This is a genomic window from Blastomonas sp. UPD001, from assembly GCF_003426715.1.
In the GTDB taxonomy this organism is placed as follows: domain Bacteria; phylum Pseudomonadota; class Alphaproteobacteria; order Sphingomonadales; family Sphingomonadaceae; genus Blastomonas.
Map to the genome: position 1 here is coordinate 1,144,137 of NZ_QKVT01000001.1, position 21,360 is coordinate 1,165,496.

Genomic DNA, 21,360 nt, shown 5'->3' on the forward strand with positions numbered 1-21,360 from the left:
CGGGGTCTCGAGATTATCAGTGGGTTGCAGCGCCCCAGCCACCCCAGACATAGATGACCAGGAAGAGGAACAGCCACACCACGTCGACAAAGTGCCAGTACCAGGCAGCGGCTTCGAAGCCGAAATGCTGCTTGGGGGTGAAGTGACCCTTGTACGCGCGCACCAGGCAGACGATCAGGAAGATCGTGCCGACCAGCACGTGGAAGCCGTGGAAACCGGTCGCCATGTAGAAGGACGAACCATAGTTCAGGTCCTTGAACGGGAACGGCGCGACCGAATATTCATAGGCCTGCACGCAGCTGAACACGACGCCGAGGATGATCGTGAGCCACAGGCCCTTGATCAGGCCGTCGCGGTCGCCGTTGATCAGCGAATGGTGCGCCCAGGTGACCGTGGTGCCCGAGCAAAGCAGGATCAGCGTGTTGAGCAGCGGCAGTTCGAAGGCATTGAGCACTTCGACGCCCTTGGGCGGCCACACGCCGCCGATCACGTCCGCGGTCGAGGGGAAGAGCGAGAAATCGAACCAGGCCCAGAACCAACCGACGAAGAACATCACTTCGGAAGCGATGAACAGGATCATGCCATAGCGCAGGTGCAGCTGCACCACCGGGGTGTGATCGCCCGCATGCGCTTCCTTCACGACCTGCGCCCACCAGCCGTACATCGTGCCGATCACGCCGGCGACACCGGCATAGAAGACGATGCCCGAGGTATCCATGCTGTGCATCCACAGGATGGCGCCCACCGCCATGACGAGTGCCGCCATCGATCCGGCAAACGGCCAGATGCTGGGGGGAAGAATATGATAATCGTGGTTCTTTGTTCCGGCCATCTCTCTGGTCCCCGTCGTCCCTTAACGTCTTGAACTAAGCCCTTAACTGCCCTTTTTCGCCTGGTCCAGCGGGTAAAAGGTGTAGCTGAGGGTAATCTCTTCGATATCCTTGGTGTCCGGATCGGTGAGGATCGCGGGATCCACATAATAGATCACCGGCATCCGCACCGTCTCTCCGGGGGCAAGCGTCTGTTCGGTAAAGCAGAAGCACTGCACCTTGGCGAAATAGCGTCCGGCCTGGGTCGGCGTGACGTTGAACGTCGCGGTCCCGGTCACTGGTTTGCTCGACAGATTGGTCGCAGTGAACGCCGCCATGTCGCGCGCGCCGATGGTAATCTTCTCGGTCGGGTTTTCGGGCTTGAACCGCCACGGCAATGCCGACGAGACGTTCGAATCGAAACGGATGGTGATCGGCTTGTTGGTCACGGCGACATTGGCGGCGGCGGCTTCGCTGACCTTCATCGTCGTTCCGCCGAAGCCGGTCGCCTCGCAGAAAATGCGATAGAGCGGCACGGCAGCATAGCCGAGGCCCAGCATGCCGATCGCAAGGCACAGTGCGATAATGCCTGCGCGCCGGTTGCGACGCGCCATTTCGGGGCTGATGGTCGCTGCGTTCATCCCCACACCCCGATCTTGACGATGGTGATGACATAGAAGAGCACGCACAGCGCGACGAGAATGCCCGCCATGAATAGCGCGCGGCTGCGCTGGCGCGCGCGCAGCTGCGCGAGCACCTCGGGATCGTTGAAATCGGGCGTGGGCCGATCGGTCATCCCGCGATCACCGGAACGACGGCGCGGTCGACGACCACGGCGGCGAAGATCAGGAACAGATAGACGATCGAATAGGCAAACAGCTGCTTTTCGGGCTTCAGGCTGTCACCCTCGCCCGCCGTGCGGAAGCCGACGCGCGCAGCGAGCGCGACGAAGATCGCCGACAGCACGAACGCGCTGATGCCATAGGTCCAGCCGACCAGGCCGAGCGCCGCCGGAGCCATCACGGTGGCAAGCAGCACCAGCGAATAACCGAACACCTGATGGCGCGTGGACTTTTCGCCCGCGACATTGGGCATCATCGGAATGCCGACGCGCGCATAATCCATCTTCACGAACAGCGCGAGCGCCCAGAAATGCGGCGGGGTCCAGAAGAAGATGATCGAGAACAGCAGGATCGGCAGCATGGTGACATCGCCGGTCACCGCCGCCCAGCCGATCACCGGGGGGAAGGCCCCTGCTCCGCCGCCGATGACGATATTCTGCGGCGTGTTGGGCTTGAGCCAGATCGTGTAGATCACGGCATAATAGAAGATGGAAAAGGCCAGGATCGCAGCGGCGAGCCAGTTGACCGCCAGGCCCATGATGACCACCGAGAAGCCCGACAGCGCCAGGCCGAACTGCAGCGCGGCCTCGCGGTCCATGCGTCCCGCCGGGATCGGGCGGTTGGCGGTGCGCTTCATCAGCGCGTCGAGATCGGATTCGTAATATTGGTTGAGCGCGGCAGCACCGCCGGCGCCCATCGCGATGCACAGGATCGCGACGAAGCCGATGACAGGATGGATGTCGCCGGGAGCCGCGAGCAGGCCGCACAGCCCGGTGAACACCACCAGGCGGATCACGCCCGGCTTGGTCAGCGCCCAGAAATCGCGCCAGTGCGCGGGCATGAGCACGCCCGGCTGGGCGGTCATGGCGGCGCTCTGCCCCTGAATCTGCTGTACGGCTTCGGTCATGCTCATGTCACTACCCATATGGCAAACCCCTCGCCTTTAGGTCGAGGGGTGCCGGGCCGGATGGGACAATGTCCCGATCCGGCCCTGTCAGCGGTGCAACGCTGCTGCGGTCACTTGATGACGGGCAGCGTTTCGAACTGGTGGAACGGCGGCGGGCTGGACAGCGTCCATTCCAGCGTCGTGGCACCTTCGCCCCAGTAGTTGCCTTCGGCACGACGGCCGGCAACCAGCGCATAGGCGATGTTGATGAAGAAGATCAGCATGCCGGCAGCCATGATGGCGTAACCCAGCGAGGCGATCTCGTTCCAATAGGCATAGGCTTCCGGATAGTCGGGGTAACGACGCGGCATGCCCTGACGGCCCAGGAAGTGCATCGGGAAAAACAGCACGTTCACGCCGATGAAGAACACCCAGAAGTGCAGGTGGCCCAGCGCTTCGCTATAGTGGCGGCCGCTCATCTTCGGGAACCAGTAGTAGAAACCGGCGAAGATCGAGAACACCGCGCCCAGCGAGAGCACATAGTGGAAGTGCGCCACCACGTAATAGGTGTCGTGCAGGTTGTCGTCGACGCCGCCATTGGCGAGCACGACGCCGGTCACGCCACCCACGGTGAACATGAAGATGAAGCCGAGCGCCCAGACCATCGGGGTCTTGAAGCTGAGCGAACCACCCCACATCGTCGCGATCCACGAGAAGATCTTGATGCCGGTGGGCACCGCGATAACCATGGTGGCGGCGGTGAAGTACATCTTCATGTTGACCGACAGACCGACGGTGAACATGTGGTGCGCCCACACCACGAAGCCGACGACGCCGATGGCGACCATGGCATAGGCCATGCCGAGATAGCCGAACACGGGCTTCTTGGAGAAGGTTGCGATGATGTGGCTGATCATGCCGAAGCCGGGCAGGATCATGATGTACACTTCGGGATGGCCGAAGAACCAGAACAGGTGCTGGTACAGGATCGGATCACCACCGCCAGCGGCGCTGAAGAAGGCCGAGCCGAAATTGCGGTCGGTCAGCAGCATGGTGATGGCCGCGGCCAGAACCGGCAGCGAGAGCAGCAGCAGGAACGCGGTGACGAGCATCGACCACACGAACAGCGGCATCTTGTTGAGCGTCATGCCCGGAGCGCGCATGTTGAAGATGGTGGTGATGAAGTTGATCGCGCCCAGGATCGACGAGGCACCGGCAAGGTGCAGCGAGAGGATCGCAAGGTCGACGGCCGGGCCGACCGAACCGCTGGTCGACAGCGGCGCATAGACCGTCCAGCCGGTACCGGCGCCCAGACCCGAACCGCCGGGCACGAAGGTCGAGCCGAGCAGCAGCAGGAAGGCCGGGATCAGCAGCCAGAACGAGATGTTGTTCATGCGCGGAAAGGCCATGTCCGGCGCGCCGATCATGATCGGAACAAACCAGTTGCCGAAGCCGCCGACCATGGCGGGCATCACCATGAAGAACACCATGATCAGGCCGTGCGCCGTGATCAGCACGTTCCACATGTGATAGGCCTGATCGAGCGTGGCTTCGCTGCCCTGCATCATCGTGGCCCAGCCCTGCAGATACTGCACGCCGGGTTCGGCGAGCTCCATGCGCATCAGGCCGGAAATCGCACCGCCGATGATCCCCGCGACGATCGCGAAGATCAGGTACAGCGTACCGATGTCCTTGTGGTTGGTCGACATGAACCAGCGCTGGAAAAACGCGGGCTTGTGATCGTCATGTGCATGATCATGGTCATGCAGATCGGCCGGATTGGCGGCAATCGTGGTCATGGTCTTGCCCTGTCCTTACTGAGCGGCAGCGGGAGCGGCGGCCGGGGCAGCAGCAGCGGCGACTTCGTCACCCTTGACGGTGCCACCCTGTGCACGGACCCATGCATCGAACTTGGCGCGCGGCAGCGCCTCGACGGCGATCGGCATGAAGCCGTGGCGCGCGCCGCACAGTTCCGAACACTGGCCGTAATAGACGCCCGGCTCCTTGATGGTCAGCATCTTCTCGTTCGAACGACCGGGAACGGCGTCCATCTTGAACCAGAGCGAAGGCACCGCGAAGCTGTGGATCACGTCCGATGCGGTGGCGATGATGCGGATCGGCTCGCCGGCGGGAACGACCATGCGGTTGTCGACCGCGAGCTGGTGCGGCTCACCGCGCTTGGCGGCTTCGGCTTCGTCGAGCATGTTCGACACGACTTCGAAATCGCCATTGTCGGGATAGCTGTAGCCCCAGTACCACTGATAGCCGGTGACCTTGACGGTGACGGCGTCGGCGGGCGCGGGCTTGTACTGCTTGGCGAGCAGGTCGATCGACGGAACGGCGACGCCGACCAGGATCAGCACCGGGACCAGCGTCCAGATGACCTCGATCGCGGTGTTGTGCGTCACGCGCGAGGGGTTCGGATTGGCGGCAGCGCGGTAGCGGACCATCACCCAGATCAGCAGCGCGAGCACCAGCAGCGAAATCGCCACGATGATCGGCAGAAGCACCGATGTGTCGAGCCAGTGGGCATATTCACCCAGTTCCGAATATTGCTCCTGGAAATCCACGCCCTTGTCGACGGGCATGCCCTTGCCGGCGGTGGGCGCCATCGGCGTGTAGCTCGAATCGAGCGCCGGGGTGGCGGCGTCGGCAGGAGCAGCTTCAACTGCAGCGGCAGGCGCGGCAGCAGCGGGGGCAGTTTGCGTGCTCGGCGTGGGGGCCGTTACCGGCGGAGCGGGCGGCGTCTGGGCCAGCGCCATCGGCGCGGTAACGAGAACAAGGGCTGCGAAACCGAGAGATTTCGTCCAAGATGCGAACGCCATTCGTAGAATGTCCCTGTATAGGCAGGGCATCCGTCCACGTCCCATAGTGCCGGATCACTGCCGTGTTTGCGTCATAGCTACCGGTGCCTATACGCAGGCTTGCCGCCAGTCTCAAGCCAATCTAGGGATATTTTTTAATCGCCGGTTCAGCTTGCTGACACCCTCCCCCCGGCGACGCTACGTAAAGGGTAAATCGCGATGCAGGATGATGAAATTCTGGCAGAGTTCCGCGCCAGCCAGGCCTTGCTGGAGGGGCATTTCATCCTGTCGTCGGGCCTGCACAGCGCGCATTATCTGCAATGCGCGCGCGTGCTGATGGACCCGATGCGCGCCTCGCGGCTGGCGAGCGCGCTAGCCGCCCGGATTCCGCGCGATATCCGCTCGCAGATCAACCTGGTGATCTCGCCCGCGATGGGCGGCCTTATAATAGGGCATGAAATGGGCCGCGCGCTGGGCGTCGAGGCGATGTTCGTCGAGCGCCCCACCGGCACGTTCGAACTCCGCCGCGGATTCGCGATCAAGCCGGGGCAGAAGGTGTTGCTGATGGAAGACGTCGTCACCACCGGCCTGTCCTCGCGCGAAGCCATCGCCGCAGTCAACGCGGCGGGCGGCGAAGTGATCGCGGCGGGCGCGCTGGTCGACCGCTCCGCCGGAGAAGTCTCGCTGGGCGTGCCGTTCTTCCCGCTGATTTCGCTCAATTTCCCGAGCTATCCTGCCGATGCGCTGCCCCCCGAGTTGGCCGCCGTCCCGGCGACCAAACCCGGCAGCCGCAAGGAACCCGAGGCGGCATGAACCGCAGGAGCCTGGCTCTGCTCGCCGCGCTGGTGCTCGGCGCGGGCGTGCCTGCGCCAGCGATCGACCCGGCGGCGGTCGATGCCGCGCTCGATCCGGTCAAGGCCCCCGGAACGGTGCTGATCGCGCGCGGCGACACTGTGGTATACGAGCGCGCTTTCGGGCGGGTCGATCCGACCGGTATGGCCGAGCATCAGCTCGGCCAGGTCTGGCGCTGGGCGTCGGTGACCAAGCAGGTCACCGCCACCATTGCGATGCAGGAGGTCGCCGCCGGACGGCTCGATCTCGACGCGCCGATCATCAGGTACCTGCCCGACAGCAAGGCGCCCCATGCCGAAACCATCACCTCGCGCATGCTGATGCAGCACATTTCGGGCCTGCCGCGCACCGACGAGGCTCCGGTCGGCCGCGATGACTGGCCGGTCTTCTACTCGGTCGATCTCGACAGCCCCGAAACCGGCCGCGCCTGGTGCGAGGGACCGACGAAGCGCAAGCCGGGACAAGAGTTCTTCTACGGTGACTGCGACTTCATCATGATGGCCGCCGTGATCGAGGCAACGAGCGGCAAGTCCTATGACGCACTCGTCGCCGAACGCATCACCCAACCGCTGGGCCTTGAGAGCGTAGGCCTGTTCCCGCGCGCCGAACCGGCAATGCCGGGCTTTGCCGAGGGCAAGCCCGAATCGACCGCATTCCGGCTCGAGAATTTCGGTGGCGCGGGCGCGCTCTATGGCACCACGCACGACCTGCTCGCCTTCGATCGCGCGCTGATGACCGGCAGGCTGATCCCCGAGGCGCAGCGCGCGCAGATGTGGGACGGCAAGCCGCAATATGGCTATGCAGCGCTCGGCCAATGGTCGTTCGCCGTGCCCCTCAAGGATTGTGGCGACACGCCGGTGCGCATCATCGAGCGGCGCGGTTTCATCGGCGGGGTGGCCTTGCGCAACATCATCCTGCCCGACCAGGACATGGTGATCATCATGACATCGAACCGTGCCGAGGCTGAAGCGGCCTTTGGCGAGATCTGGCAGCAGGCCGGCATCACCCATGACGTGATGCGCGCCGCCCTGTGCGCCACCGGAGCCCCGCAATGAGCAACCATATCCGCCTCGGCGTCAATATCGACCATGTCGCCACCATCCGCAACGCGCGCGGGGGCGATCATCCCGATCCGATGCGCGCGGTGCGCATCGTGCAGCAAGCGGGCGGCGACGGCATCACCGTGCACCTGCGCGAGGACCGGCGGCATATCCGCGACAGCGATCTCGACGCGATCATGGCGGGCGCGACGCTGCCGATCAATCTCGAGATGGCCGCGACCGAGGAGATGCTGGCGATCGCGCTGCGCCACAAGCCACACGCCGCATGCATCGTCCCCGAAAAGCGCGAGGAACGCACAACCGAGGGCGGGCTCGACGCGGCAGGCCTGCACAATACACTGATGCCGATCGTTTCGCGGCTTGGCGACGCGGGCATCCGCGTCAGCCTGTTCATCGAACCCGAGGCGCGGCAGATCGAGGCGGCCATGCGGCTCGGCGCTCCGGTGGTCGAACTGCACACCGGGCGCTATGCACATCTGTGGCTCGACGACGACCGCGAAGGCGTCCAGGCCGAGTTGAAGCGCATCGCCGACGCCGCAGCGCTCGCATCGAAGAACGGTATCGAGCCGCATGCCGGACACGGGCTCACCTTCGACAATGTCCAGCCGATCGCCGCGATCCCCCAACTCGCCGAGCTCAATATCGGCCATTATCTGATCGGCGAGGCGATTTTCGACGGTCTGGAAGCGAGCATCCGCAAGATGCGCCAGCTGATGGACGAAGCGCGGTGATCATCGGGCTCGGCTCCGACCTGTGCAATATCGAGCGGATCCAGAACTCGCTCGACCGCTTCGGTGCGCGGTTCGAGCAGCGCGTCTTCACCGAGGTGGAACAGGCCAAGGCGAACCGCCGCCCGTTCACCAAGGCAGGCACGCTCGCCAAGCGCTTTGCCGCCAAGGAGGCTTTTTCCAAGGCGGTGGGAACAGGGTTCAAGGCCGGAGTGTTCATGAAGGACATCGGCGTCGTCAATGCCCCTTCCGGCGCGCCGACACTCCACCTCACCGGGGGCGCGAAGGCACGGCTGGACAGCATGATCCCTCAAGGCCATTCTGCCTTCATTCATCTCACGCTCACCGACGATCATCCATGGGCTCAGGCCTTCGTCATTATCGAGGCGCGGCCCGTTGACTGACAGCCCCTCGCCCCGTCCGGACCCGAAAGACCCCGAAATGGCACCAGATTCTTCCGATATCGCGATGGAAGCCAAGGACGCGCGCGCGGCCGAGGTGGAAAAGCCGGTCAACTGGTTCGAGGAGATTCGCGGGCTGTTCCTGCTGCTGCTCGCGGTGCTGGCCTTCCATTCGCTGGTCGCCAAGCCCTTCTACATCCCCACCATGTCGATGATGCCCAATCTGCTGGTCGGCGACCGGCTGGTGGTGACCAAATATCCCTATGGCTGGTCCTGGGTCTCGGTCTCGTTCCACTTGCTGCCGCCGATGAAGGGGCGGATCATGGGATCGACCCCCGAATATGGCGATATCGTCATCGCCACGCCGCCGGGCGTGAAGAGCGACTATATCAAGCGTGTGGTCGGCCGCCCCGGCGATACGATCGAGGTGCGCCAGGGCCGCCTGATCCTCAACGGCAAGGAAATCGCGCGCGCGGTTCAGCCCAATCTGATGCTGCCGGTCGACATCAACTCGCCGTGCAACGCCAGCGACTTCCCGATGCTCAAGGCGCGCGGCGCCGACGGCCGTTATTATTGCGAGCTGCCAATCATCCGCGAGACGCTGCCCAACGGCGTGTCGTACAACACGATCGATCTCGGCCCCGATTATCCGCTCGACAATTACGGGCCGTACAAGGTGCCTGCCGGCCATGTCTTCCTGATGGGCGACAATCGCGACCGCAGCGCCGACAGCCGCGCGAGCCAGCAGGAGCTCGGTCTGGGCGGCGCGGTGCCGCTCGAGAATATCGGCGGCCGAGCGGAGATCGTCACCTTCTCGCTCGACGGCAGCACCAGCTGGAACCCGATCAGCGAAATGACGGCGCGTGGGTCAAGGTCTATGTGGGCTTCCGCTTCGCCAGCAGCATTTCGGCGATCTTGTAGGTTCGCTCATTGTCGACATCGACCGCATAGGCGCCTTCGCTGAGCAGCAGCGCGCGGACCTTGACCTTGAAGCGGCGCGAGATGGCGGCCATCGCGCCATCGACGCTCCACCAGCCGAGCCGGAAGCGGATGAGGTTGAGGATGCCGAACGCCTGCGCAATCCGCCCCTTGGTCTTGATGAACTGCCCCCCTGCCCGGAACGCCTCGGCGGCGCGGAACGAGGCCGCGTCGCGCAGCCAATAGGCATTGCAGTTCGAGATCGCCATGTCGGAAAATTCGTAGAAGCGCCGCTGCGCCTCGGGATGTTCGGCCAAGATGCTCGACTTTTCGGCGATCGCGATCACCGCGCCCGCGCCCTCGCGCATGCCGAAATCGTGCATCGACCGGATTTCCTCCGCCGTCACCAGCACATTGTCGCCGGTGGTGATCAGCATCGGAAAGGCCTCACCCGCCTCCTCGATCACCGCCTCGATACTCTCGACAATGCCCTCGCGCGACACGCTCATGCGCAGCCGTCCGCTGGCCGTGAGCTTCTGCACCGCGGGCAGGTCGGCAACCACCGCCGGATCGTGGATCGACACCCAGATCGGGCTATCGGGCCAGGCATTCTCGACGCCTTCGAGCACCCATTGCAGCAGCGCCTTGCCCTGGATCGGAACGTTGCACTTGTGCGTGACGCCCGCCGCCTCGGCCAGCGGATCGAGCTTGCCATCGCGCTTGCCGGCGAGGATCACGATTGTCGGCGATGTCATGCTAAACCCTTCATGCGATGATCCGGCTTCGCGCGGCCTATAGGGCGGCAAGGCGCCGCTAACAACCCGCTGCGCCCTCTTCCCTTTGGCGTTTCAGACGTTAAGAGCCATTCGACTGAACTTTCGCTGAAGGACCGAAAATGGGGGAAACGCTGAACATCGCGCTGGTCGGGCTGGGCACCGTGGGCGCGGGCGTGATCCGTCTGGTCGAGGAGAACGCGGCGCTGATCGCGCGGCGCGCGGGCAAGCCGATCCGCATCTGCGGGATCACCGCGCGCGACCGGTCCAAGGATCGCGGCGTCGACCTGTCGCGCTATGAATGGGTCGACGACATGGGCGAATTCGCCACGCGCGCCGATATCGACGTGGTGGTCGAATTGATCGGCGGCGCGGACGGCCCTGCGCTGACGCTCGCCAAGGAATGCCTGAGCGGTGGCAAGGCCTTCGTGACCGCGAACAAGGCGATGGTCGCGCATCACGGACTCGACCTGGCGCAACGCGCAGAGACCGCAGGGCTCGCCTTCAAGTACGAGGCGGCGGTCGCGGGCGGCATTCCGGTGATCAAGGGTTTGCGCGAAGGCGCGGCGGCGAACCGGCTGAGCCGCGTCTACGGCATCCTGAACGGCACCTGCAATTTCATCCTCTCGGCGATGGAAAAGACCGGGCAGGATTTCGCCGAAGTGCTCGCCGAAGCGCAGGCGCGCGGCTTTGCCGAGGCCGATCCCAGCTTCGACATCGATGGCGTCGATGCCGCGCACAAGCTGTCGATCCTGGCCGCGCTCGCCTTTGGCACGCAGCTCGATTTCGACGGCATCGAGCGCAGCGGCATCCGCAAGATCCTCTCCGCCGATATCGCGCAGGCCGCCGCGCTCGGCTATCGCATCCGCCTGATCGGCATGGCCGAACTCGACGGCACCAATGGCGATGCGCAGCTGTTCCAGCGCGTCCACCCCTATCTGGTGCCGATGAACCATCCGCTCGCGCATGTCGAAGGGTCGACCAACGCCGTCGTCGCCGAGGGCAATTTCTCCGGGCGCCTGCTGTTCCAGGGCGCGGGCGCGGGCGATGGCCCGACCGCGAGCGCGGTCGTCGCCGACCTGATCGACATTGCGCGCGGCGAGATCGGCCCCGCCTTCTCGATGCCGGTGCGCGAGCTCGACAAGGTCGCGCGCGCCGAAACCGGGCACCGAACCGGCAAATGCTATCTGCGCTTCGAGGTCGCCGACCGGCCCGGCGTGCTCGCCGAGATCACCGCTGCCATGCGCGATGCCGGCGTCTCGATCGAAAGCCTGATCCAGAAGGGCCGCAGCCCCGATGGCAGCGTGCTCGTCGCCATGGTGACGCATGAAGGCCCCGAAAGCGCGGTCGCGGCAACCTTGTCCGCGCTCAAGGGTTCCCCCAGCTTGCACGCCGATCCGCTGGTCGTGCACATTCTCGGAGACTGACCGATGCCTTCAGGCCTTGCCGCGCTGCTCGACGATGTCGCCGCGCTGACCCGCCTTGCTGCCGTGTCGCTCGACGATGTCGGCGCAGCGGCGGCCAAGGCGGGCACCAAGGCCGCAGGCGTCGTGGTCGACGATGCGGCGGTCACCCCGCAATATGTCACCGATTTCACCCCGGATCGCGAGCTGCCGGTCATCTGGCGGATCGCCAAGGGATCGTTGTTCAACAAGTTCATCATATTGCTGCCCATCGGGCTGATATTGAGCGCCTTTCTGCCTTGGGCGATCACGCCCATCCTGATGGCGGGCGGCGCGTTCCTGTGCTTCGAGGGCGCGGAAAAGATCATCCACAAGCTTAGCCACCATCAGGACACCGCCGAAGTGGTCGAGCAAGTGCACGACATGTTTGCGCTGGAAAACGAGCGCGTGAAGGGTGCGGTCCGCACCGACCTGATCCTGTCGGCAGAGATCATGGCGATCGCCCTCGCAGAGGTCGCCGACCGGTCGATCGCGATGCAGGCGGGCGTGCTTGCGGTGGTCGGCCTGCTGATCACCGCTGCGGTCTATGGCGCGGTCGGCCTGATCGTGAAGATGGACGATTTCGGCCTGCACCTCGCGAAAAAGCCCTCCGCCGCCGCGCAGGGTTTCGGCCGCGGCCTGGTCAAGGCGATGCCGATCGTCATGTCGGCGCTGGGCATTATCGGCACCGCAGCGATGGTCTGGGTCGGCGGGCAGATCATCATCCACGGGCTTGCGGTGTTCGGCGTCGCTGGCCCCGAGCAACTGATCCACGACATCGCGGTGGCCGCAGGCGAGGTGGTTCCGGCGGTTGGAGGTCTGGTCGAATGGCTGGTCGGCGCGATCGGTGCGGGCATCGTCGGCCTGGTGATCGGTGGCGTGATTGCGGCGATCTACAACGCGGTCAAGGGCAAGGGCGCGCACTAATCTCTCTCCCCGCCCGCGTGCGGGAGGGGAGAGAGTCACGCCGTTATCTACCAGCCCGCGAATACACGTTCACGGTCGCATCCCCCAGCAGCGCGTCCCCGATCGGCACGAAGCCCAGCTTGGCCGCGACATGCTCCGAGGCGGCGTGTCCGGGGTCGATGATGCAGCGCACCTCGTTTCCGCCCAGCGAGCGGTCGTTCCAGGCCATGACCGCTGCCATGGCCTCGCTCACCAGCCCCCGGCCCCAGAAGTCCGGCGCGATCGCCCAGCCGGCCTCCGGATAGCCGGTGAGGAGATCGATGCCGCGCTCGAAATTGGCGAGCCCCCCTACCCCCACCAGCGTATCGGTCTGCCGGTCCGTGAACAGCCAATAGCCATAGCCGGTAAGCGCCCACAGGCCGTGCATGCCGATGAAGCGCAGCCAGCTTTCGTTGCGGGTGCGCGGCTTTCCGCCGATATAGGCGGTCACCCGCTCGTCGGCCCACATCGCCGCATAGGCGTCGAAATCGGCCTTGATCGGCGCACGCAGCCGCAGCCGCTCGGTCTCGATCACCGGAATGTCGGTCATGGCCCCTCGCCCTGGTCGGGATCGCGCGCCTTTTCCGCCGCCTCGGCCTCGCGCGCCTTTTGCAGATACTCCTCGTCGACTTCCGGCAGCTTGGAAAAGTCGATCATATAGGCCTTGGGCGGCGGGCATGGCGGGATGATGCAGCCCAGCCCCATCGTCGCCTTGCCCTTGAAGATGCCATCCCCCGCCACATCGGGCGCAGGCGGCGGACCGCCGGTGGCGAGACGGCCCTCGGTATCGGCCGGCACGCGGAATTTCGCCCCGGCATCGGCCTCGCCGCAGACCACGATGTCCTTGCCGGCGGCGCTCGGCGCGCAACGCTTGGCACGCTCTTCCTTGCCGGTCCATTCGTCGGCCTTGCGAATCAGCTGCTTGACCTTCGCCTCGACCGGATCGGGCTCGCGCTTCTCGGGCTCGGGCAGACGCGTGTCGTCCTGCGCCTCCAGTGCGAGCGCCACCGGCGCGAAAACCCCCGAAATGGCGAGCGCGACGGCCACCAACAGCATTCTCGACAATGCAATAATGCTCCCTTATGGACCGGGCGCAACGCACCTGGCCTGAAAGCGCAACTGGTGCCCCACAACAGAAGGATGACCCGCCTGCCATGTCCAGCGCAAGCCTGAAAGCGACGCCCGCCTCACAAACCCCGCAGCTCGACCGCGTGCTCGTGCTCGAAATGGTCCGCGTGACCGAGGCGGCGGCGATCGCCGCATCGAACCTGATCGGGCGCGGCGATGAAAAGGCGGCGGACGCTGCGGCGGTCGAAGCGATGCGCGCGGCGCTCAACGGGCTCGATATCGACGGCACCGTGGTCATCGGCGAAGGCGAGCGCGACGAAGCGCCGATGCTGTATATCGGCGAGAGAGTAGGCCTGGGCAACGAAGGCGCGCCGCGCATCGACATCGCGCTCGATCCGCTGGAAGGCACCACCATCACCGCTAAGGCCGGCCCCAATGCGCTCGCCGTGCTGGCGATCGCCGAAAACGGCTGCCTGCTCAACGCCCCCGATGTCTATATGGACAAGATCGCGGTCGGCCCGGGCTATCCCGAAGGCGTTATCGACCTCAACAAGACCCCGACCGAGAACGTCCAGGCAGTGGCCGCCGCCAAGGGCGTGCAGCCGGGCGAGATCATCGTCTGCGTGCTCGACCGGCCCCGCCATGCCGATCTGATCGCCGAACTGCGCGGCCTGGGTTGCGGCATCATGCTGATCCCCGATGGCGATGTCGCGGGCGTGATCGCGACCACCAACCCCGAAACCACGATCGATCTGTACATGGGCTCGGGCGGCGCGCCCGAGGGCGTGCTGGCGGCAGCGGCTCTGCGCTGCGTCGGCGGGCAGTTCAAGGGACGACTGTTGTTCCGCAACGATGACGAACGCGCGCGCGCGCGCAAATGGGGCATCGAGGACCTGAACGCGGTCTACGACCTGACCGACCTTGCCAAGGGCGACTGCATCTTCGCCGCGACCGGCGTGACCGACGGATCGCTGCTCCAGGGCGTCAAGCGCCGCCGCGACGGGATCATGACCACCGAAACCGTGGTGATGCGTTCGGCGAGCGGCACCGTGCGCTGGGTCAAGGGCGAACACCGCATCGCGCGCTAAGGCCGCGCAAGGGCGGCTGACACGGGGATCGTTCAGCCCCGCGCCAGCCGCCCCGCGAGCCGCGCGACCAGAGCGGCACGAACTGTCTCGGCGTCCCCCGGCACCAGGCAATCGGCCTGTTCATAACCCGCGCGACGCAGCAGCGACCGGACCAGCGCCGCGCGGTCCAGCGATTTGTCCGCCGCCAGTTCTTCGGCAAGCGCATCGACGATCCACAGGGCGGCACGATTCATCACATCATCCTGTGTGCCATTCGCTCGTGTAACGGCGGCGCGGTCCAGCAATTCCAACATGCTGCTGCCATGCGCGCATGCGCCCCTGGCCCCAAGCCGAGTGACGCGGATATCCTGCATTTGTGACGAACGTCAGGCGGCCTGCGCGTTGTCCGTGCGCCGTGATACGGTATCATCCAGATCGGATTCATCGCCCGCCAGCGACCGCATCTGCCCGGTCAGTTCCCGCGCAAAGCGCCGCCCCATCGGCGCTTCGGCACCACTGGCGAGCAGCGCCAGAAGCGCCCCGCTGGGCTTGCGGCGGTACCCCCGGATGGCCGATCGGCGACACAGCGCCGAACGATGGATGCGCATGAACTGCTCGGCCTCCAGCTGCGATTCGATGGCCGCGAGAGTCGATCGTACGAGGCCGTTGGCGCCATTTGTCGCATGGATGCGGACATAATTGCCTTCTGCCTCGATCCACTCGACATCGCCCTGGGCGATATGGAGCGTCTGCCGGCCCGTCTTGACCCAGACCCCCTGGTCGAGCGCCCCATCCTGCGCTTCCCCGATGGCGAGGCGATCCACCGCCTGCTGCTCGGCCTCTGCCAGTGCGGTGCCATAGCTCAGTGCCAGCCAGGCCGCGAGGCCGGTGCCGAAATAACCGCTCCACAAGAGGATCCACCGCAAGTTGCGCGCGGCAAGATTGGCGCTTTCGTGCATCACCCAGATGTCGAACGCCATGGCAAGCACGAACAGGACGGCAAGCCCGGGGAGCCCGACCAGCGCCATGCGGTGCAGCATCGGCAGCCCCCGCCGGGCCCCGGCGCGGCCCCGGATCGCGAGCCAGAACACCAGCGCGCCTGCGGCGATCAGCACGATCCGCTTGGGGTGGTAGAGGTCGAACACCTCATCCGGATTGAGCGACGCGCGAAAGGCCGAAATGGCAAAGGTGCTCAGGCAGAACAGCAGCGCCGCCGCGCCCGCGCTGCGCAGCAGACCGGGGCGCCGGTCTGGCAGGTCTTGCGGATCGGTCGGGAAATGGGCGTTGGGCAACTTCATTCTGGCGGCAGTCCAGGGCTTGTCCTATGGCGCATGGCAATATTGCGGGGGCGGCGTGGAGGGGCCTGGTGGCCCCTCGCTGGCTGCGTCCTATCAGCCGGGAGATTGAGGGAAATGACCATTTCGATCAACGACTTCGATTTGGGACAGTTCGTTGCCGCGACGCTGGCTGAGGACCTGGGCCCCGACGGACGCGATGTGACGTCCGAGAGCGTGATCCCTGCCGATGCACGGTTCGACGGCGTCATGGACGCACGGCACGCCATCGTGGTTGCAGGCCTGCCGATCGCCGAAGCGTTTTTCCGCGCGCTCGATCCGGACTGCACGGTGCAGCGGCTGGTCGGAGAAGGCGATGCGGTCGAGGCCGGCACCGATATCCTTTCGGTCTCGGGCAAGGCGCGAGCTTTGCTCACAGCCGAACGGTCGGCGCTCAACACGGTGCAGCATCTCAGCGGCATTGCCACCCTCACCCGCCAATATGTTGATGCGATCGAGGGTACCGGCGCGGTGCTGCTCGATACCCGCAAGACCATTCCGGGGCTGCGCCTGCTCGAGAAATACGCGACCCGCATGGGCGGCGCGAAGAACCATCGCATGGGCCTGTGGGACGCGGCGATGATCAAGGACAATCATGTCGCGGTCGCGGGCGATATCGGCGAGGCGGTGCGCCGCGCGGTGGCTGCAGGCATCGGCCAGATCATCGTCGAGGTCGACCATGTCGAGCAGATCGAACCCGCGCTGGCCGCCGGCGCCACCCATTTGCTGCTCGACAACATGGCACCTGCCACGCTGCGCGGCGCGGTGACCCTGGTCGGCGGACGCGTACCGTGCGAGGCCTCGGGCGGCGTGACGCTCGAGACGATCCGCGCGATCGCCGAGACCGGGGTCGACTATATCTCGGTCGGCCGCATCACCCAGTCCGCGCCCGCCGCCGATATCGGGCTCGATTTCAAGGCGGCGTGATGCGCGGCGCGGCGGCCCTGATTGTGCTGGGGATCGCGGTCGCTCCTGCGCCGCTGCTCGCCCAGGCCTATCAATGCCGCCTGCCCGAGCGGCTGAGTCCCCTGCCCGCTCCGCAACGCGGGCGCGATGCGGTCAAGCGCGTGGTGCCGGTCGCCGGCTATACGCTGGCGCTGAGCTGGTCGCCCGAATTCTGCCGGGGGCGCGAGGACGATACGGGCCAGGCGCTGCAATGCAGTCGCCGTTTCGGCGAATTCGGGTTCGTGCTGCACGGCCTCTGGCCCGAGGGCAGGACCGCGGTCTATCCGCAATATTGCGCGACGCCCCCGTCGCCTGTGCCGCTGTCGGTGGTCCGGCAGAACCTGTGCGCGATGCCGTCGCAGCGGCTGATCCAGCACCAGTGGGACAAGCATGGCAGCTGCATGGCGCGCGACCCGGCGCGCTATTTCCAGACCGCGACCCGGCTGTACCGGTCGGTCAGGCTGCCCGACATGGAGCGTCTCTCGCGCCGACCGCTGACCCAGGGTATGCTCAAGCGCGAGATTGCGAAGCTCAACCCGGGAATGCCCGCGACCGCCATCGCACTCAAGGCAAACACGCGCGGCTGGCTGCAGGAAGTGCGGCTATGCCTGGGGCTCGATTTCCGTCCGCGCGCCTGCCCGGCGCATGTCCGCCAGCCACGCGGCGACACGATGCTGAAGATCTGGCGCGGGCTCTAGTTCGGCCGCACCAGCACCTCGTCCGCCTGTAGCGCCTTGCGTCCCCAGACGAGCACGAACACGCACAGCCCGATGATGATCGCGAACGATTCGAGCGGCGCGATATTGTACAGCCACACCCCGATCGCGGGCGCGATGATATAGGCCGCACCGTTGACCGAGGCGACGATGCCCGCCACCTGTCCCTGCTCCGCCCTTGTCACCGCCAGCGAGGAACCTGCGGTAAAGCCCGGGCGGAAAAGGCCAAATCCCAGCGACGCGATCGCAAAGCCCAGTGTGATGGCATTGAGGCTTTCCGAAAAGGCGACCATCGTGCAGCCGCTGGCGGCGAGCGCCATGCCCCAGAGCGTCGAGGTGCGCGGGCCCATCTTGAGATACGGGATCAGCCCCCATTGCGCGAGCAGCGTCGCGAACGCGCCCGCCATCAATACCAGTCCGGTCGGGCCCGCCGCCAGCTCGGGGGTGGCGCGCAGGTCGAGCCGGTCGAGCAGCATAAAGCCGACCAGCCCCAGGATCATCGCATTGGCATGGCCACCGACCAGACCCGCGATCAGCCAGGGCCGCAGCCGCGCGTCGCGCCACGACAGGCGCTCGACCACTGGAGCAACCGGCTCGGGCTCGGCATCATGCTCGTCCGCATCATAGACCTCGCCGGCCGCGCCCGAACTCATCGGCTCGGACACCAGCCGCCCGCGCGCGGCATAGCTCGGCGTGTCGTCGGGCAGGCGCAGCTTCAGCGTCACCAGCACCAGCAGGCCGAAGGCGGCAAAGACGAAGAACGGGCTGGGCAGGCCGAGATAGGGCAGGATGATCAGCGGCGCGAGCGCAGGCCCGATCACGGTGCCCAGACCGAACGACGAGGAGATCATCGACAGCGCCTGGGTGCGCTCCGCCCGGCTGGTGCGCGCGGCGACATAGGCCTGGACCGCCGGCGGCCCTGCCGAACCCAGCCCGCCATACAGGCTGCGGAACAGCGCGAAGATCAGCATCGTCGCAAGGGCCGAGAGATAGCCGTGCAGCCCGGCGATCAGCGTCAGCCCGCACAGCGCGAACGAGGATATGAAGCCGAGCAGCCCGAGATTCATCAGCGCCTTGCGCCCGCGCCGATCGGACATGCGCGCCCAGCGCGGCGCGCAGATCATCCACAGCAGTGCCGACCAGCTATAGGCCAGGCTCACCCAGAAATCGGCGACGCCCAGCCGCGTGCCGATCGCGGGCATCACCGATTGCATCGCGGTGTTACCTGCCGCGGTCACCAGCATCACGGTGAACAGCAGCGCCATGCGATCGGCCGGCAGCTTCTGGCTCGCCTCGATCGGAGGTTCGGGGGTCTGCTGCACGTTCATGGCCAGGCATAGCCCCGCTCGATCCTCGCCACATGCAGCGTGTAACGGTCGTACCAGCGGTCCCGCCCCGCCTCGCGCGCGGCACGATGTTCGGGATGGTCGCGCCACGCCCTGGCGCTCGCATCGTCCGCCCAATAGCTCACCGTGATGCCGAATCCGCCCTCGCTACCCGCATGGTCCATGCCGAGATAGCCTGGCTGGCGCGCCGCGAGCGCGTCCATCGCCTCGGCCATGACGCCATAAGCCTCGGCATCGCGCCCGCTATGCTGCGCAGCAAAGATCACGGCGATGGCACCGTCGGGGTGAATCCGGGAATCCGCATTTCCGCTCATGCGCGCTGGTCTAGGCGCTCGGGGCCCGCTTGCAAAGTACTGCTATGCAACACTGATACACATGATTGCTTTGGCCGCACCAATCTGCAATTGTGGCGTTTCGTTGACAGCCAATTCGAGGGGTTTTGCATGCATTCTACGGACCTGGTCCAGCTGCCGTTGCGGCAGCGGATAAAGGCGCGCGCGGAGCGGGTTTTCGGGGCCTGGGGCGTTTTTGCGAGGGAGTTCTTCAAGCATCCACGCATGGTCGGATCGATCGTTCCCTCTTCCGACCGCACCATCCGCAAGATGCTGGGTCCGGTGGACTGGCAAAGCGTCCAGCTGTTCGTGGAATATGGCCCCGGCGTCGGCACCTTCTGCCGCGCGGTGCTCGATCGCCTGCCGCGCAACGCCACCTATATCGCGATCGATACCAACCCGGATTTCATCCGCTATCTGCGCAAGACCGTGCCCGACAGCCGCTTCATCGCGGTGCATGGATCGGCGGCGGACGTCGAGGCGATCATCGCCGCGCACGGGTTCGACCATGCAGATTACGTGCTTTCGGGCCTGCCGCTCTCGACCCTGCCCGATGGCGTCGCCGATGCGATCGCGCAAGGCACCTATCGCGCACTGCGCCCCGGCGGCGCGTTCCTGGTCTACCAGTTCACCCGCTTCACCAACCAGCTGATCCGTCCCTATTTCGACCGGGTCGATCGCGGTTTCGAAAGCTGGAACGTGCCCCCCTGCTACCTGTTCTGGGGCTGGAAGGCAGGCGGCGAGAGCGCTCAAACGCCTACCTATCATTGACTCGCAAGCCCGCAGCCGCTAGGGGCCGCCTTTCCCTCATATTCGCATAGAGTCTGGAGCCCGTTCATGGCGCGCGTTACCGTTGAAGATTGCATCGACAAGGTCACCAACCGGTTCGACCTGGTTCTGCTCGCCGCGCAGCGCGCGCGCGAGATCAGCGGCGGTGCCGAACTGACCATCGACCGCGACCGCGACAAGAACCCCGTCGTCGCGCTGCGCGAGATCGCCGACGAGACGATCCTGCCGGAAGATCTCAAGGAAAGCCTGACCCAGTCGATGCAGAAGGTCCAGGTCGACGACGACGACGATGCCGACGAAATCGGCTCGCTGAGCCTCTCGGCCGAAGCCCTGCGCCTGACGGCCTCGGCCCCGGCGCGCACCAGCAGCATGGGCGGCGATTTCGACGCCTGATCTGGTTGGCGCAAGAGTTGCAAGAAGCCGCGCGAGCCGAATGGTTCGCGCGGCTTTTTTGTGGGTGAAGAACCGGCCACGTCCCATGCTTCCAGCCGTCACCCTGAACTTGTTTCAGGGTCCATTTCTCCCCACGCAGCTTCGGCGACTGGGGCACGATGGATCCTGAAACGAGTTCAGGATGACGAAGGGAGGTGGTGTACGCAACCTCTGCACGCCCGGGGCAGTTCAAGCTTGTCGAAAGCCCTGCGCCACCCGCACCACCCCCGCTCATCCCTGAACCAAGTTCAGGGCAGGCTCTGCGCCGCGGGCTTTAGCCCGCGAAGTCGAAGGACCCGCGCCCACGTTGGCCGTATAGCGGGGCCTTCGACAAGCTCAGGCTGAGCGGGGGTGGGGCGGATTTGGGATCGTGGCGGAAAAAACTGCCGTTCAACAAACGACCTCATTGCAGACAATTTGCTCGTATGGTCAGATGTCTGGATGAGTGGGAACCCTTCTTATAATGCGCTTCAGAATGAAGTTTGCGTGGAATGCGGTTGGTGCGGTGGTATTGTTGATGGAAAGACATCCCACGTCGATAACTTCATTCCTGAAGCAGGTCCTGTAAGCGCAGACCAATTCGTAGACTGGTTGTTTCTTGCGGAGGGAATGGACCCCTCCGAAGATCCTGAAAAATGGCAGGCGAGCAAAGAAGATCTACGCCACGCATTTATTCGCCATAGGGGAGCCGAGATTGTAGATGCCTCGATGCTCCAATGGGATGTCGGTTAACCATCGCATCTGTGACGTCTCCGCAGTTCTGAGCGCGGCAAAAAGCAGACATCGCCAAAGTGTGGCCCCAGTAGATTCTAGATACTCGAAACGACTGAGCAACCCGGCGCGCTCACCCCCACCCAAACCCTCCCCCAT

General features: G+C 65.2%; 26 protein-coding genes. 13 read left to right on the forward strand and 13 right to left on the reverse strand.

The genetic code is table 11. The features are described from left to right. Window positions 1-16: 16 nt before the first annotated feature. The 6 genes from DM995_RS05630 to coxB form a co-directional block, all read right to left on the reverse strand. Entirely contained in the window at window positions 17-832 is an 816-nt protein-coding gene (locus DM995_RS05630; protein WP_023837113.1) for a cytochrome c oxidase subunit 3, read from the reverse strand. Window positions 833-874: 42 nt separating this feature from the next. Next, entirely contained in the window at window positions 875-1,450 is a 576-nt protein-coding gene (locus DM995_RS05635) for a cytochrome c oxidase assembly protein (RefSeq protein WP_023837114.1), read from the reverse strand. After that, window positions 1,447-1,605, reverse strand: coding sequence for a cytochrome c oxidase system small membrane protein (locus DM995_RS21700; RefSeq protein ID WP_023837115.1), 159 nt, complete (start codon window positions 1,603-1,605; stop codon window positions 1,447-1,449). Before DM995_RS21700 ends, DM995_RS05635 begins: the two co-directional genes overlap by 4 nt. After that, window positions 1,602-2,516, reverse strand: a complete 915-nt coding sequence (locus DM995_RS05640) for a heme o synthase (protein WP_116970343.1) — start codon at window positions 2,514-2,516, stop codon at window positions 1,602-1,604. Before DM995_RS05640 ends, DM995_RS21700 begins: the two co-directional genes overlap by 4 nt. Before the next feature lie 152 nt (window positions 2,517-2,668). Then, window positions 2,669-4,336 carry a cytochrome c oxidase subunit I gene (ctaD, locus tag DM995_RS05645; protein WP_116968775.1) on the reverse strand — a complete coding sequence of 556 codons (1,668 nt, stop codon included), beginning with the start codon at window positions 4,334-4,336 and terminating at the stop codon, window positions 2,669-2,671. 15 nt (window positions 4,337-4,351) lie between these two features. Next, a complete protein-coding gene (coxB, locus tag DM995_RS05650) occupies window positions 4,352-5,362 on the reverse strand; it encodes a cytochrome c oxidase subunit II (RefSeq protein WP_116968776.1) in 1,011 nt (336 codons plus the stop codon). A gap of 198 nt (window positions 5,363-5,560) precedes the next feature. Between coxB and pyrE the strand changes: the two genes are divergently transcribed. The 5 genes from pyrE to lepB are packed head-to-tail and all read left to right on the forward strand — an operon-like array spanning window position 5,561 to window position 9,347. Further along, entirely contained in the window at window positions 5,561-6,154 is a 594-nt protein-coding gene (pyrE, locus tag DM995_RS05655) for an orotate phosphoribosyltransferase (protein WP_023837119.1), read from the forward strand. Continuing rightward, window positions 6,151-7,248 (forward strand): serine hydrolase domain-containing protein, encoded by a 1,098-nt coding sequence (locus DM995_RS05660; RefSeq protein WP_116968777.1) that lies wholly within the window; start codon window positions 6,151-6,153, stop codon window positions 7,246-7,248. The genes pyrE and DM995_RS05660 overlap by 4 nt, the downstream gene beginning before the upstream one ends. Further along, window positions 7,245-7,985 (forward strand): pyridoxine 5'-phosphate synthase, encoded by a 741-nt coding sequence (locus DM995_RS05665; RefSeq protein ID WP_116968778.1) that lies wholly within the window; start codon window positions 7,245-7,247, stop codon window positions 7,983-7,985. The genes DM995_RS05660 and DM995_RS05665 overlap by 4 nt, the downstream gene beginning before the upstream one ends. Then, entirely contained in the window at window positions 7,982-8,386 is a 405-nt protein-coding gene (gene acpS, locus DM995_RS05670) for a holo-ACP synthase (protein WP_023837122.1), read from the forward strand. The genes DM995_RS05665 and acpS overlap by 4 nt, the downstream gene beginning before the upstream one ends. 37 nt (window positions 8,387-8,423) lie before the next feature. Next, window positions 8,424-9,347, forward strand: coding sequence for a signal peptidase I (lepB, locus tag DM995_RS05675; RefSeq protein ID WP_116968779.1), 924 nt, complete (start codon window positions 8,424-8,426; stop codon window positions 9,345-9,347). Here the strand turns inward: lepB and DM995_RS05680 are convergent. Beyond that, a complete protein-coding gene (locus tag DM995_RS05680) occupies window positions 9,259-10,056 on the reverse strand; it encodes an NTP transferase domain-containing protein (protein WP_116968780.1) in 798 nt (265 codons plus the stop codon). The two genes, lepB and DM995_RS05680, sit on opposite strands and share 89 nt — an antisense overlap. A gap of 140 nt (window positions 10,057-10,196) precedes the next feature. Here DM995_RS05680 and DM995_RS05685 point away from each other — a divergent pair, with 140 nt between their 5' ends. Both DM995_RS05685 and DM995_RS05690 read left to right on the forward strand, forming a co-directional pair. Continuing rightward, window positions 10,197-11,501 carry a homoserine dehydrogenase gene (locus DM995_RS05685; protein ID WP_023837125.1) on the forward strand — a complete coding sequence of 435 codons (1,305 nt, stop codon included), beginning with the start codon at window positions 10,197-10,199 and terminating at the stop codon, window positions 11,499-11,501. Window positions 11,502-11,504: 3 nt separating this feature from the next. After that, a complete protein-coding gene (locus DM995_RS05690; protein ID WP_116968781.1) occupies window positions 11,505-12,443 on the forward strand; it encodes a DUF808 domain-containing protein in 939 nt (312 codons plus the stop codon). Window positions 12,444-12,486: 43 nt separating this feature from the next. Here DM995_RS05690 and DM995_RS05695 read toward each other — a convergent pair whose 3' ends face one another. Further along, on the reverse strand, window positions 12,487-13,011 hold the full coding sequence (locus tag DM995_RS05695; protein ID WP_023837127.1) for a GNAT family N-acetyltransferase: 525 nt from the start codon (window positions 13,009-13,011) through the stop codon (window positions 12,487-12,489). Beyond that, a complete protein-coding gene (locus tag DM995_RS05700) occupies window positions 13,008-13,517 on the reverse strand; it encodes a hypothetical protein (RefSeq protein WP_116968782.1) in 510 nt (169 codons plus the stop codon). The genes DM995_RS05695 and DM995_RS05700 overlap by 4 nt, the downstream gene beginning before the upstream one ends. A gap of 98 nt (window positions 13,518-13,615) precedes the next feature. Here DM995_RS05700 and glpX point away from each other — a divergent pair, with 98 nt between their 5' ends. Continuing rightward, window positions 13,616-14,617, forward strand: coding sequence for a class II fructose-bisphosphatase (gene glpX, locus DM995_RS05705; RefSeq protein ID WP_023837129.1), 1,002 nt, complete (start codon window positions 13,616-13,618; stop codon window positions 14,615-14,617). 32 nt (window positions 14,618-14,649) lie between these two features. On the opposite strand, the gene DM995_RS05710 is transcribed toward glpX, so the two are convergent. Then, window positions 14,650-14,970: a hypothetical protein gene (locus DM995_RS05710; RefSeq protein ID WP_232824088.1), complete on the reverse strand. Its 321-nt coding sequence runs from the start codon at window positions 14,968-14,970 to the stop codon at window positions 14,650-14,652. Window positions 14,971-14,982: 12 nt separating this feature from the next. Beyond that, window positions 14,983-15,894, reverse strand: a complete 912-nt coding sequence (locus tag DM995_RS05715; protein WP_116968784.1) for a LytTR family DNA-binding domain-containing protein — start codon at window positions 15,892-15,894, stop codon at window positions 14,983-14,985. 114 nt (window positions 15,895-16,008) lie between these two features. On the opposite strand from DM995_RS05715, the gene nadC reads away from it, so the two are divergent. Together nadC and DM995_RS05725 are read left to right on the forward strand one after the other, a co-directional pair. After that, window positions 16,009-16,857 carry a carboxylating nicotinate-nucleotide diphosphorylase gene (gene nadC / locus DM995_RS05720; RefSeq protein ID WP_116968785.1) on the forward strand — a complete coding sequence of 283 codons (849 nt, stop codon included), beginning with the start codon at window positions 16,009-16,011 and terminating at the stop codon, window positions 16,855-16,857. Further along, complete coding sequence (locus tag DM995_RS05725; protein ID WP_116968786.1) at window positions 16,857-17,573, forward strand: ribonuclease T2; 717 nt, start codon at window positions 16,857-16,859, stop codon at window positions 17,571-17,573. Before nadC ends, DM995_RS05725 begins: the two co-directional genes overlap by 1 nt. Here the strand turns inward: DM995_RS05725 and DM995_RS05730 are convergent. Both DM995_RS05730 and DM995_RS05735 read right to left on the reverse strand, forming a co-directional pair. Next, a complete protein-coding gene (locus DM995_RS05730; protein ID WP_116968787.1) occupies window positions 17,570-18,919 on the reverse strand; it encodes an MFS transporter in 1,350 nt (449 codons plus the stop codon). The two genes, DM995_RS05725 and DM995_RS05730, sit on opposite strands and share 4 nt — an antisense overlap. Then, complete coding sequence (locus tag DM995_RS05735; RefSeq protein ID WP_116968788.1) at window positions 18,916-19,251, reverse strand: antibiotic biosynthesis monooxygenase family protein; 336 nt, start codon at window positions 19,249-19,251, stop codon at window positions 18,916-18,918. The genes DM995_RS05730 and DM995_RS05735 overlap by 4 nt, the downstream gene beginning before the upstream one ends. A 129-nt stretch (window positions 19,252-19,380) precedes the next feature. Here DM995_RS05735 and DM995_RS05740 point away from each other — a divergent pair, with 129 nt between their 5' ends. The 3 genes from DM995_RS05740 (at window position 19,381) to DM995_RS22135 (ending at window position 21,222) form a co-directional block, all read left to right on the forward strand. Continuing rightward, entirely contained in the window at window positions 19,381-20,040 is a 660-nt protein-coding gene (locus tag DM995_RS05740; protein ID WP_116970344.1) for a class I SAM-dependent methyltransferase, read from the forward strand. Between the two features lie 66 nt (window positions 20,041-20,106). Then, complete coding sequence (rpoZ, locus tag DM995_RS05745; RefSeq protein WP_023837137.1) at window positions 20,107-20,451, forward strand: DNA-directed RNA polymerase subunit omega; 345 nt, start codon at window positions 20,107-20,109, stop codon at window positions 20,449-20,451. A gap of 480 nt (window positions 20,452-20,931) precedes the next feature. Next, window positions 20,932-21,222 carry a hypothetical protein gene (locus DM995_RS22135; protein ID WP_232824091.1) on the forward strand — a complete coding sequence of 97 codons (291 nt, stop codon included), beginning with the start codon at window positions 20,932-20,934 and terminating at the stop codon, window positions 21,220-21,222. Window positions 21,223-21,360 lie beyond the last annotated feature (138 nt).

Bases quoted from the DNA above. Each gene is read 5' to 3' on its own strand.
- DM995_RS05630 (WP_023837113.1), bottom strand. From the start codon at position 832: ATGGCCGGAACAAAGAACCACGATTATCATATTCTTCCCCCCAGCATC.
- DM995_RS05635 (WP_023837114.1), bottom strand. From the start codon at position 1,450: ATGAACGCAGCGACCATCAGCCCCGAAATGGCGCGTCGCAACCGGCGC.
- DM995_RS21700 (WP_023837115.1), bottom strand. From the start codon at position 1,605: ATGACCGATCGGCCCACGCCCGATTTCAACGATCCCGAGGTGCTCGCG.
- DM995_RS05640 (WP_116970343.1), bottom strand. From the start codon at position 2,516: ATGACCGCCCAGCCGGGCGTGCTCATGCCCGCGCACTGGCGCGATTTC.
- ctaD (WP_116968775.1), bottom strand. From the start codon at position 4,336: ATGACCACGATTGCCGCCAATCCGGCCGATCTGCATGACCATGATCAT.
- coxB (WP_116968776.1), bottom strand. From the start codon at position 5,362: ATGGCGTTCGCATCTTGGACGAAATCTCTCGGTTTCGCAGCCCTTGTT.
- pyrE (WP_023837119.1), top strand. From the start codon at position 5,561: ATGCAGGATGATGAAATTCTGGCAGAGTTCCGCGCCAGCCAGGCCTTG.
- DM995_RS05660 (WP_116968777.1), top strand. From the start codon at position 6,151: ATGAACCGCAGGAGCCTGGCTCTGCTCGCCGCGCTGGTGCTCGGCGCG.
- DM995_RS05665 (WP_116968778.1), top strand. From the start codon at position 7,245: ATGAGCAACCATATCCGCCTCGGCGTCAATATCGACCATGTCGCCACC.
- lepB (WP_116968779.1), top strand. From the start codon at position 8,424: ATGGCACCAGATTCTTCCGATATCGCGATGGAAGCCAAGGACGCGCGC.
- DM995_RS05680 (WP_116968780.1), bottom strand. From the start codon at position 10,056: ATGACATCGCCGACAATCGTGATCCTCGCCGGCAAGCGCGATGGCAAG.
- DM995_RS05685 (WP_023837125.1), top strand. From the start codon at position 10,197: ATGGGGGAAACGCTGAACATCGCGCTGGTCGGGCTGGGCACCGTGGGC.
- DM995_RS05690 (WP_116968781.1), top strand. From the start codon at position 11,505: ATGCCTTCAGGCCTTGCCGCGCTGCTCGACGATGTCGCCGCGCTGACC.
- DM995_RS05695 (WP_023837127.1), bottom strand. From the start codon at position 13,011: ATGACCGACATTCCGGTGATCGAGACCGAGCGGCTGCGGCTGCGTGCG.
- DM995_RS05700 (WP_116968782.1), bottom strand. From the start codon at position 13,517: ATGCTGTTGGTGGCCGTCGCGCTCGCCATTTCGGGGGTTTTCGCGCCG.
- glpX (WP_023837129.1), top strand. From the start codon at position 13,616: ATGTCCAGCGCAAGCCTGAAAGCGACGCCCGCCTCACAAACCCCGCAG.
- DM995_RS05710 (WP_232824088.1), bottom strand. From the start codon at position 14,970: ATGCAGGATATCCGCGTCACTCGGCTTGGGGCCAGGGGCGCATGCGCG.
- DM995_RS05715 (WP_116968784.1), bottom strand. From the start codon at position 15,894: ATGAAGTTGCCCAACGCCCATTTCCCGACCGATCCGCAAGACCTGCCA.
- nadC (WP_116968785.1), top strand. From the start codon at position 16,009: ATGACCATTTCGATCAACGACTTCGATTTGGGACAGTTCGTTGCCGCG.
- DM995_RS05725 (WP_116968786.1), top strand. From the start codon at position 16,857: ATGCGCGGCGCGGCGGCCCTGATTGTGCTGGGGATCGCGGTCGCTCCT.
- DM995_RS05730 (WP_116968787.1), bottom strand. From the start codon at position 18,919: ATGAACGTGCAGCAGACCCCCGAACCTCCGATCGAGGCGAGCCAGAAG.
- DM995_RS05735 (WP_116968788.1), bottom strand. From the start codon at position 19,251: ATGAGCGGAAATGCGGATTCCCGGATTCACCCCGACGGTGCCATCGCC.
- DM995_RS05740 (WP_116970344.1), top strand. From the start codon at position 19,381: ATGCATTCTACGGACCTGGTCCAGCTGCCGTTGCGGCAGCGGATAAAG.
- rpoZ (WP_023837137.1), top strand. From the start codon at position 20,107: ATGGCGCGCGTTACCGTTGAAGATTGCATCGACAAGGTCACCAACCGG.
- DM995_RS22135 (WP_232824091.1), top strand. From the start codon at position 20,932: ATGAGTGGGAACCCTTCTTATAATGCGCTTCAGAATGAAGTTTGCGTG.